We start from the raw sequence: 9,477 nt of genomic DNA, 5'->3' as shown, positions 1-9,477 counted from the left end.
CCGCAAAGTCCCGTCTGGCTCACGACGCCTGGCACGCACGCTCTCCCCCGTAGCCCTTCGGGCACGGGAGGTGCCCCCTGCGTTGTCGGACTCGACCGAGTACGGCCGGGCCATCCACAACGCCGATCCTCCGCCTTGCGATCGCACGCACCAACGCGACATCAGCCGCTCCGCGGCGGGCGTGAGCCCCGCCCTTCGGGCGGACGACGCTACTTTGCGGACACGCCCTAGGGCAGCGGCGCGCCACGCGCCGTCAGCCACAGGTCGTACCACTCCTCGTGGCCGAGTTCCGGCTCCCGTACGGCCGCGTCGGCGCAGGCCCGGATGCGCTCCGGCCGCGCGCTGCCGACGACCGGCGCGATCCCGGCCGGATGCCGTCGCAGCCACCACAGCAGGATCGTCTCCGGCGTGGTGTTCTTCGCCTCGGCCAGCGACGCGACGAGCCGCGCCGTGGCCACCTCGTCGGGGGTCTCCTCGCGGCCCGTGTACCGGCCCTGCGCGAGGGCTCCCCAGGCCTGGAGGGCGATCCCGTTCGCCCGGCAGTACTCGGTCGTCCCGAGCGGATAGCCGATACCGGCCGCCGCCGGGGTGTTCACCAGTACCCCGGCCTCCACCCAGTCCCGCCGCTGGAGGCTCATCTCCAACTGGTTGGCGACCAGGGGGAGTCCGAGCGCGGACTTCAGCTGCGCGATCTGCGCGCCGCCCATGTTCGACACGCCGAACCGCCGGACGAGCCCCTGCTCGTGAAGAGAGGTGAGCGCGCCCGCGACCTCGTCCGGGTCGGCGAGCGGGTCGGGCCGGTGCAGCAGCAGGACGTCGATGACGTCCGTACGCAGCCTGGTCAGGCTCTCCTCGACACGCCGGACGATGCTCCCCGCGCGCAGGTCGTAGATACCGGGCCGGTCGCCGTCGGCGAGACGGATGCCGCACTTGGTCTGGAGGACAACTCGCTCCCGCAGTCCGGGGGTTCGGCTCAGCACCTCGCCGAAGACGGCCTCGGACTTCCCGTGCCGGTAGATGTCGGCGTGGTCGAACGTGGTGATCCCGATGTCCAGCGCCGCCTGGACCGCCGCCTCGGCGGCGTCGATGTCCCCCGGGCCGTACGGGGTGGTGTCCCAGGCGCCGCCGAGCCCCATGCACCCGTAGAGCAGCCGGTCGCCGGTCTTCGTCTCCGCTTCGTCTCTCACGCGATCATCCTACGGCGGCCCCCGGACGCCGGGTGGCCCCGGGGAAGGCTCCCCGGGGCCACGGTGTGCGGCTGGTCCCGCCGACGCGGGTCGGTGCGGATCGGTAAGGACCGGGTGCGGATCAGCAGTACAGGTTGCCGCCCGGCGCGACACCCAGGATCTGGGTGAAGCGCTGGTAGTTGTTGATCCGGCTCTGGACGGTCGCCGGGTTGCGCCCGTCGCACTCCAGCGAGCCGTTGATGGAGCGGATCGTCTGGCCGAAGCCGGCCTGGTTGACCATCGCGTTGTGCGGGGTCATGGTGCCGGGACCGTTCTGGGTGTTCCAGTACCAGAGACCGGTCTTCCAGGCGACGGCCGCGTCGTTCTGGACACGCCACGGGTCGGCGAGCAGATTGATGCCCAGCGCGTCGCCCGCCGCCTTGTAGTTGAAGTTCCAGCTGAGCTGGATCGGGCCCCGCCCGTAGTACGCGGCCTGGCCGGCCGGGCAGCCGTAGGGCTGCGAAGCGTCGCAGTAGTGCGGGTAGTTGGCCGTGTTCTGCTCCACGATGTGGACGAGGCCACCGGTCTCGTGGCTGACGTTGGCGAGGAAGGCCGCGGCCTCCTGGCGCTTGACGGTGTCGCTGCCGGTGTTCGCGAACGCCGGGTAGGCGCTCAGCGCGGCCGTGAGACCGCTGTAGCTGTAGAAGCCGTTGCGACCCGGGAACATCTGGTTGAACTGCGACTCACTGACGACGAAGCCGCCCGGCGAGGGGTTGCCGCCACCACTGCTCGGCGCGTTCCACTTCTGGTTCGACTGTCCCGAGCAGGTCCAGATCTGGAGCCGGGCGCCGTTCGCCGAGTTGCGGTCCTGGACGTCCAGGCACTTGTTCGCCTGCGGGTTGACGATGTCGTTCGCGCCGGAGACCACCCAGCGCTGGTTCGCGCCGCCGGTGCAGTCCCACAGATGGACGAGCGCCCCGTCGGCGGTGCTGTTGCCCGAGACGTCCAGACACTTGCCGAGCGCGCGCAGCGTGCCGTCGCCCGAGTTGGACCACCGCTGGGCGTTGCTGCCGTTGCAGTCGTAGAGCTGTACGGGGGTGCCGTTGGCGTTGTTCGCGCCGGCGACGTCGACGCATTTGCCCGCCAGGCCGGTGATCTGACCGTCGGCGGCCTGGGCGGCGGGGGCGGTGAAGAGAGTGGCGACGAGGGCTGCGACCGCCAGGAGGATCGCGGACCGTACGAGGGAGAGGCCTCTGCCGGATTTGCTCAACATCTCTGAATGTTGTCCCTTCGCGCCAACGGCGCACGGAGCCCTGCCGGCGGGCCGGCAGGGCCAAGGAGGAGATGTGCGGGAGGTGTGTCGATTGGATTGAAAGCGAAGGTCTAGACCTTGTCAAGTGCATGGCGAAACAGGCTGGTTGGCTACCGCGCCGTCAGCGTGTTCACCAGGTCCTCCAGTCCTTCGAACCGCCCGTCGAAGACATCGGAGTCCGTCGGCGGATCCCCGACCGGGCGTCGTACGTACGCGGTTCGCATGCCCCTCGCGCGGGCGCCACGGAGATCCCAGGCGTGGGCGGCCACCATGAGCACGCGCTCCGGCGGACAGCCGGCGGTGTCGACGGCGAGCCCGTAGACCTCAGGGGCCGGCTTGTAGGCCCCGACGGCTTCGCCGGACAGGACGTGGTGCCAGCGCAGCCCGGCGTACGCGTTGAGGTGGAGCAGCGTGAGGTGTGCGGCGTTGGAGAGACCGAGCACCGGGAACCGCCTGGCGAGTTGTTCGAGACCGGCGACGGAGTCGCCCCACGCCGGCAGACGCCGGCTCGCGGTCGCCAGTCGCTCGATCGCCGCCGGATCGGTCAGTCCGGCACGGTCGGCCACGCGCCCGGCGGCTTCCCTGTCGATGACCTCGCTGTCGGCGTACGCGCGCTCCCGCCGCCCGATACACCGCTGCTCGGACTCCACATACCGCTGCCACACAGCCAGCAGCTCATCGACGGAGTCGTCGGACCCGCCGTCAGGTCCGCCGCCGGACGCGGAGAGCGCGTCGCGGATCTCCGCCCGAAGCCCGCCGGGTTCGTCGACCAGGGTGCCGAGGATGTCGAAGACGACGACGTCGATGTCGACAGCGCGGATGTCGGCCATGTGCTCTCCCGTTCATGCCGGAGTTTCGGTGTCACCGGTTCAGCAGGTGACGACGTTGCCATCCGACGCGTCACCGGTCAAGATGGTGACGTGACTTTCGCCTTTGTGAGCGGCGACCCCGCCCTCGATCTGACCGGCACCGTCAGGTCGCGCCGGGACAACCCCCTCGACGCCCTGACCGCACCCGGGGATCTCGAACGATGGGTGGCCGCCTGCGACGGGCTCCCCGACCACGTCACCGCCGACGCGGCGACCTTCGAGTCCGCGCTCGCGCTGCGTGAGGCGACCTACCGGCTCGCTCTCGACCGCGTACTCGACCGGCCCTTCGACCCGGACAGCCTCGGTGTCGTCAACGCCACGGCGGCCGGGACCCCGCCCACCCTCACGCTCGGCGACGCGGGTCTGCGAATGACCGGAGACCTCCCCGCGGTCCTCTCCCACCTGGCCAGAAGCGCTATGACCGTGCTCGCCGACCCGCACGCCCGCCTCAAGGAGTGCGGTCGCCCCAGCTGTACGCGTATCTACCTCGACCGCTCGCGCGGCGCCCGGCGCACCTGGTGCGGCATGGACGAGTGCGGAAACCGCGTCAAGGCGGCGGCGTACCGAGCCCGCAGACGGGCCGCGCCCTGAGACGTCAGCCTGACCCGGGCCTCGTGGTGCGGCTCACGGGGGCCGGACGGGGGAGCGCGCGGCCGTCGAGGAAGATGTCCGTCTGTTCGTTGTAGAAGGCCACCAGGCCGGCGATGGGCGAGAGTTGCCGGGTCGGGAAGTCGTACGACCAGGCGACGTCCGGGTAGTTGCCGGCGTCCGTGCTGACGGACCAGTAGGCGCTGGTGGTGCCCTTGTAGGGGCAGCTGGTGGCGGTGTCGCTGGGCACCAGCTTGGTGAGGTCGGTGTGTACGAGGTCGAGGTAGTAGCGGGTCGGCAGGCCCGTTTCGAACACCATGACGGCCGAGGGGGCCTCGGCCAGGATCTCCCCGTCCAGTTCGACGCGGACGGCGCGGCCCGACCGGAGCGCGTCCACCCGCGTGTACGGGCTGCGGGGATGCACGAACACCTGCTCGTCCTCCTCGAACCACGCGTCAGGAGCGCCCCAGTCGATACGTACGGTGCCCGCGAGACCCGGCGGCGCCTCCTCGGTCCACAGCCGCGCCGAACCGGGCCGCGCGACCTCGCCGATACGCAGCCCGTGCCGCCGGGCCACCCCCAGGCTCAGCTTCTGCGTGTGGTCCTCGTCGACGAGAACGCCCTCGGTGAAGTCCTCCGCCGGGACGCAGTACTGCGGATAGCCGGGCCACTCCCACACGTACCGGGCCCGCACGGTGTCGAACAGCACGCTGCCGGCCAGGAACGCGCGGATACGCCGCGCCACCGGCTCGACATGACCGACGGGGACGATCATCTGCGGAAAGTACTGGGCGTCCTCAGGCATGAAAGCTTCCCGTCCCTGGTCGGTGATGGGGCTGCCTGATCCACCATCACACGCCCGAGCGCGTCAGGCGCGTCAAGCGCACCCCAGCGACGTCCCCGGCATTCCCGGTCACGTGTCGCCGCCCAGCCGTCGTCAAGCGTCAGCGGAAGGCCGCCGTGGGACCACCCGCGTCGAGGTCACCTTTGCGCAGACGGTAGACCTGCAATGACAGGTTGTAGTACTTCTCCGTCTCGCCGACCCACTCCATCCCGACCCGGCGGGCCGTCGCCGCACCCCGGCTGTTCCGGGGCCGTACCACCGCGAACAGCTCCTCCACCCCGACTTCCGACTCGAAAGCCTGATGCGCCACGGCATGCCCCGCCTCAGCGGCCAGCCCCTGACCCCATACGTCCGGAGCCAGCTGCCAGCCGATCTCCAGATCGCTGCCAAACGGCGGGAGGGGCAGCAACGCCACCCCTCCGACCAGCTGGTCCGTCTCGCGAAGGAAGATGGCCCACCGGCCCTGAGGAGGTTCGAGGGTGTCCGACTCGGTCACCCACCGTTCAATGAGGCGCTCCATGTCCGCCAGGTCCAACACCGGCTCCAAGGCCGGCGCGAGCCATCGGGACACCTCGTGCACGCCGTAGACCGGCAGCGCCGCGGCCGCGTCGCCGGCTGCCCAAGGTCGAAGGATCAACCGGGGAGTACTGATCCGGGAGCCTTCGATAATGACCCGATGTATTCGGTCAGCCATATAACGAGAATATCACCGGAACTCCTGGTCGGTCCGCCGCGCGTACCGGCCAACTACCAGCTGATCGACCACGGGTGGGCCACCGGAATTCGGCGGAATATCCGGCCTCCCCCCACCGTTGACACACATACCGGGGGTCGACAGACCCCGGGCGGTCGGCGACAGGAGGATGACATATGAAGCCTCGTATACACCCCGAGTCCCGTCCGGTGGTATTCCGGGACCGAGCCGCCGATGTCGCGTTCTTGACGCGCTCGACCGCCGAGTCGGACAAGACCATCGAGTGGGAGGACGGGAAGGTGTACCCCGTCGTCGACGTCGAGACCTCATCGGCGAGCCACCCCTTCTACACCGGTAACTCGCAGGTTCGTGACACCGCGGGCCGTGTGGAGCGATTCGAGCGCCGTTACGGCGACGCCTCGAACCGCGGATGAGCGCCACCGAGAAGCTGCGGCGCGAAGACGGAGACCACAAACCCCGGCAGCGGGATCGAAGGATCACGCGGCCGGGGTTTTCCCATGTCGTCGTCACCGCCGCATGCCCCTTCACCGGTCCCCGCGCGACGGCCAAAACGAATTGATCACCGCCCATGGCCTCTGACAGCATCACCGGATGATCAGCATCGGGACGATCGTGATGGGCGCCGCCGACGTGCGGCGCGCGGCCGAGTTCTGGAGCCGGGCACTGGACTACGTCCCGCGCGACGGCGAGGTGGCGGACGACTGGGTCGTCCTCGTCCCCGCCGACGGCCCGGGGCCGGGCCTCTCCCTCGGCCTCAGCACGACGCCGGTGCAGGAACACCCCCGCGTCCACCTCGACGTCTACGCGCGCGACGCCGCCGAGCAGGCCGCGGAGGTGGCGCGCCTGGAGTCCCTGGGCGCCGAACGCGTCGACTGGGACCGCTATCCCGACGACGCCGACTTCGTCGTCCTCGCGGACACCGAGGGCAACCGCTTCTGCGTGATCGACACCGCCCACGGCTGATCGAAGGCCGAGCCCGACGCGATCCCCGGAGAGCCCGTGAGCACCGAACTACGTTCCGCAGTCGTCCTGATCACCGGCGTGATGGCGGCCGGAAAGTCCACCGTCGCGGGCCTCCTGGCCGAACGCCTGCCCCGCGCCGCCCACGTCCGGGGCGACACCTTCCGCCGCATGATCGTCTCCGGCCGCGAGGAGAGGCTGCCCGAGCCGACAGCGGAGGCCGTCGCCCAAGTGGAGCTGCGGCAGCGGATCACGGCCATGGTGGCCGACGAGTACGCGAGCGACGGATGGACGGCGATCGTCCAGGACATCGTCATCGGCCCGGACTTGGGCCACTTCGTCACCAGGATCCGCACCCGACCGCTCTACGTCGTCGTGCTCACGCCGTCGGTCGAAGCCGTACGCGGCAGGGAGGCGGCGCGCCCGAAGACCGGCTACGGCCCCTGGACGGTCGAGGCACTCCACCACGGCCTGCACGCGGACACGCCACGCATCGGCCGCTGGCTCGACACGACGAGGCAGACACCGCAGGAAACGGTCTCGGCGATCCTCGCCGACCTCCCGGCCGCGCTCGTCACCACGGTCTGACCGGGGGAGGACGGGGGAACGGGCCGCCTCAGGGAACCGGCGTACGGTGACGCACGCCGGTCGCTCGCCGAGATCCTCAGTCGCTCGTGGCAGGATCCCGCCCCTCCTCGAACGCCCTCCGCACCGGACCGGGCAGCGGCGCCAGCCCGAGGAGGCCCGAGACCAGGCCGGTGGTGAGCGTGTGCCACTCACCGGCCCGCCGCAGCATCGCGTGGTCCCCGCCCGACATCAGCACCGCGCACGCGTCGGCGCCCGCGCTGCGGGCGCGGCGCGCGACGTCGCGGCTGCCCAAGGGGTCGGTCGTACGGTCCCGGTCGCCGTGTACGAGGACGACCCGCCGGTCCGCCAACTGCTCCACCGGCTCGCCGACAGGACACCACGGGGCGAGTCCCACGACGCCGCGCACCAGGTCGTGCCCGGCCACGGCGAGCGCGGCGCGCCCGCCCATCGAATGACCGACCAGTACCACCCGTACCGCACCGGCGAGCAGCTCCAGCTCGTCCAGCGCCCGGCGCGCGTCCACCGCGGCGTCCGCGCGCTCGCCGTTCCACCCCCGGTGCCGGTAGCGGACCCGGCCCACGAGCACGTCGTGGCCCTCGGTGGCACCAAGAATCGCCCGGGTGAACGGGCGCATCCGCGCGGCGGCCAGATTCCACCGGGACGGCGGCGCCATGCCCTCCGAACGTCCCCCGTGCAGCAGGAGCACGGCGGTACGGGGCCGCCGGACCGATCTGTCGAGCACGAGGGCGGGCGGGAGCGGGGCACGCGGGTCGCTGACGGGCACGTGGTGTCCGGCCTCTCTGCTGTCATCGCTGTCGCTGTCGCTGTCATCCGTGTCATCCGTGGCGGACGGGACCCCGCCCGCCACAGAAAGTATTCGACGCCGAGGCCGCCGCGGATGCCTCGTCCGCCGTATCGATTCCGCATGCCCGAGCACGCCCGCCCGTGTGTGCGCGGGCGGGCGTGCTCCGTGACGTCGGCGTCGGGCTAGGTGTCGGTGCCGGCCTCGGCGTCAGGACCGGCCCGCCAGGAGCAGCTCCGCCTTGTCGGCCTCCTCCGCCGCCGCGCGCTCACGCGGACCCCAGGTCTCCCGCGTCGTCGCCACACCCAGCAGTCCGACCAGACCGATGACGACGTAGAACCCGGCCGGACCCGCCCAGTCGAACGACTCCGCCAGCAGCACCGCCAGGAACGGCGCGAACCCGGCGACGGACGCCGCGATCTGGTAGCCCAACGACGCCCCGGACGTACGGGTGTTGGTCTTGAACAGCTCCGCGAACCACGCCGCCTGCGTACCGGTCAGCGCCGCGTGGATCACACCGATCGCGACCAGATAGATCAGCACGATGAGCACCGGATTCGCGGTGTTGGCCATCAGGAACATCGGGAAGCCGAAGGCCACCGCCAGCAGACACCCGGCCAGATACAGCTTCCGCCGGCCGATCCGGTCGGTCAGCGCCCCGGACAGCACCGTCGTGCCCACAGCCAGAATGCTCGCGATGACGATGCCCGCCAGCGCGATGCCCCGGTCGCCCTCGTCGCGGTCGGTGATGTACGACAGCAGGTAGGTCGCCGTCAGGTAGTACGCGCAGGACTCGACGACGCGCAGCGCGATGATCCGCAGGATGTTGCGCCAGTCGTTCCGCAGCACCGTCGCGACCGGGTTCTTGACGGTCTGGCCGCTCGCCTTGGTCTCCTCGAACTCCGGGGACTCCGTCAGCTTCACCCGGACGACCAGACCGACCACGATCAGCGCCGAGCTGGCCAGGAACGGTATGCGCCACGCCAGATCGCTGTCGAGATTCACGGACAGCAGGAAGGCGATGTTGGCGAGCGCGATGCCGAGCGGATTGCCCGCCTGGGGTATCGCCGCGTACAGACCGCGCCGCCTGCGCGGCGCGTGCTCGTACGCCATCATCACCGCGCCGCCCCACTCGGCGCCGAACGCGAGGCCCTGCACCATGCGGATCAGCACGAGCAGGATCGGCGCCGCGATACCGGCCTGCGCGTACGTGGGCAGCAGACCGATGAGGACCGTGGCGATGCCCATCGTCAGCAGGGCGCCCACCAGGACGGGCTTCCGGCCGTACTTGTCACCGAGATGGCCGCCGACGGCGCCGCCGATGGGCCGCATCAGGAAGCCGACGCCGAGCGTGACGAAGGCCAGCAGCGTACCGACGACCGGGTCGGACTCGGGGAAGAAGACGTCACCGAAGTAGAGGGCGGACGCCGTGCCGTACGCGACGAAGTCGTAGTTCTCCACACAGGTTCCCGCGGCGGCTCCCAGGGAGGTCCTGAGCTTGCCGCGATCGCCTTTCCGAGCGGTGGCGGCGGCCGGGGAGGGTGCGCTGTTGCTCGCGCTCATGCCGTAACTCCTAATCACCTTTGATCACCGGTTACGCGGTGGGTACGTCAGCGGGTGGTGTGCGTGGGGA

At 70.6% G+C, this 9,477-nt stretch carries 11 protein-coding genes; 4 read left to right on the top strand and 7 right to left on the bottom strand.

What is annotated here, in order from left to right:
• Positions 1-227: 227 nt before the first annotated feature.
• The 3 genes from BHU15_RS29250 to BHU15_RS29240 form a co-directional block, all read right to left on the bottom strand.
• On the bottom strand, positions 228-1,187 hold the full coding sequence (locus BHU15_RS29250; protein WP_247748577.1) for an aldo/keto reductase: 960 nt from the start codon (positions 1,185-1,187) through the stop codon (positions 228-230).
• Between the two features lie 121 nt (positions 1,188-1,308).
• Complete coding sequence (locus BHU15_RS29245; protein ID WP_023536446.1) at positions 1,309-2,439, bottom strand: lectin; 1,131 nt, start codon at positions 2,437-2,439, stop codon at positions 1,309-1,311.
• Between the two features lie 149 nt (positions 2,440-2,588).
• Entirely contained in the window at positions 2,589-3,308 is a 720-nt protein-coding gene (locus BHU15_RS29240; RefSeq protein WP_069629914.1) for a haloacid dehalogenase type II, read from the bottom strand.
• Between the two features lie 90 nt (positions 3,309-3,398).
• Here BHU15_RS29240 and BHU15_RS29235 point away from each other — a divergent pair, with 90 nt between their 5' ends.
• Complete coding sequence (locus BHU15_RS29235; RefSeq protein WP_069629913.1) at positions 3,399-3,938, top strand: CGNR zinc finger domain-containing protein; 540 nt, start codon at positions 3,399-3,401, stop codon at positions 3,936-3,938.
• 4 nt (positions 3,939-3,942) lie between these two features.
• Here BHU15_RS29235 and BHU15_RS29230 read toward each other — a convergent pair whose 3' ends face one another.
• Positions 3,943-4,740 carry a DUF427 domain-containing protein gene (locus tag BHU15_RS29230; RefSeq protein ID WP_069629912.1) on the bottom strand — a complete coding sequence of 266 codons (798 nt, stop codon included), beginning with the start codon at positions 4,738-4,740 and terminating at the stop codon, positions 3,943-3,945.
• Between the two features lie 139 nt (positions 4,741-4,879).
• Positions 4,880-5,473 carry a GNAT family N-acetyltransferase gene (locus BHU15_RS29225; RefSeq protein WP_069629911.1) on the bottom strand — a complete coding sequence of 198 codons (594 nt, stop codon included), beginning with the start codon at positions 5,471-5,473 and terminating at the stop codon, positions 4,880-4,882.
• Between the two features lie 176 nt (positions 5,474-5,649).
• Here BHU15_RS29225 and BHU15_RS29220 point away from each other — a divergent pair, with 176 nt between their 5' ends.
• From BHU15_RS29220 to BHU15_RS29210, 3 genes are all read left to right on the top strand, one after another.
• The gene (locus BHU15_RS29220) at positions 5,650-5,907 is read left to right on the top strand and encodes a type B 50S ribosomal protein L31 (RefSeq protein WP_023536441.1); all 258 of its coding nucleotides are present in this window, start codon (positions 5,650-5,652) and stop codon (positions 5,905-5,907) included.
• Positions 5,908-6,085: 178 nt separating this feature from the next.
• Positions 6,086-6,457 carry a VOC family protein gene (locus BHU15_RS29215; RefSeq protein ID WP_069629910.1) on the top strand — a complete coding sequence of 124 codons (372 nt, stop codon included), beginning with the start codon at positions 6,086-6,088 and terminating at the stop codon, positions 6,455-6,457.
• 36 nt (positions 6,458-6,493) lie between these two features.
• Positions 6,494-7,042, top strand: coding sequence for an AAA family ATPase (locus BHU15_RS29210; RefSeq protein WP_079128449.1), 549 nt, complete (start codon positions 6,494-6,496; stop codon positions 7,040-7,042).
• Positions 7,043-7,118: 76 nt separating this feature from the next.
• Here the strand turns inward: BHU15_RS29210 and BHU15_RS29205 are convergent, their stop codons facing one another.
• Together BHU15_RS29205 and BHU15_RS29200 are read right to left on the bottom strand one after the other, a co-directional pair.
• Positions 7,119-7,826: an alpha/beta hydrolase gene (locus BHU15_RS29205; protein ID WP_069629915.1), complete on the bottom strand. Its 708-nt coding sequence runs from the start codon at positions 7,824-7,826 to the stop codon at positions 7,119-7,121.
• Positions 7,827-8,054: 228 nt separating this feature from the next.
• Positions 8,055-9,407, bottom strand: a complete 1,353-nt coding sequence (locus BHU15_RS29200) for an MFS transporter (RefSeq protein WP_069629909.1) — start codon at positions 9,405-9,407, stop codon at positions 8,055-8,057.
• Positions 9,408-9,477 lie beyond the last annotated feature (70 nt).

Source organism: Streptomyces niveus, assembly GCF_001723055.1.
In the GTDB taxonomy this organism is placed as follows: domain Bacteria; phylum Actinomycetota; class Actinomycetes; order Streptomycetales; family Streptomycetaceae; genus Streptomyces; species Streptomyces niveus.
Note: the sequence above shows the minus strand (reverse complement) of the source record. Positions and strands in the feature narration are given on the sequence as shown.

Coding starts and splice junctions, on each gene's coding strand:
- BHU15_RS29245 (WP_023536446.1), bottom strand. CDS start 2,439: ATGTTGAGCAAATCCGGCAGAGGCCTCTCCCTCGTACGGTCCGCGATC.
- BHU15_RS29240 (WP_069629914.1), bottom strand. CDS start 3,308: ATGGCCGACATCCGCGCTGTCGACATCGACGTCGTCGTCTTCGACATC.
- BHU15_RS29230 (WP_069629912.1), bottom strand. CDS start 4,740: ATGCCTGAGGACGCCCAGTACTTTCCGCAGATGATCGTCCCCGTCGGT.
- BHU15_RS29225 (WP_069629911.1), bottom strand. CDS start 5,473: ATGGCTGACCGAATACATCGGGTCATTATCGAAGGCTCCCGGATCAGT.
- BHU15_RS29220 (WP_023536441.1), top strand. CDS start 5,650: ATGAAGCCTCGTATACACCCCGAGTCCCGTCCGGTGGTATTCCGGGAC.
- BHU15_RS29215 (WP_069629910.1), top strand. CDS start 6,086: ATGATCAGCATCGGGACGATCGTGATGGGCGCCGCCGACGTGCGGCGC.
- BHU15_RS29200 (WP_069629909.1), bottom strand. CDS start 9,407: ATGAGCGCGAGCAACAGCGCACCCTCCCCGGCCGCCGCCACCGCTCGG.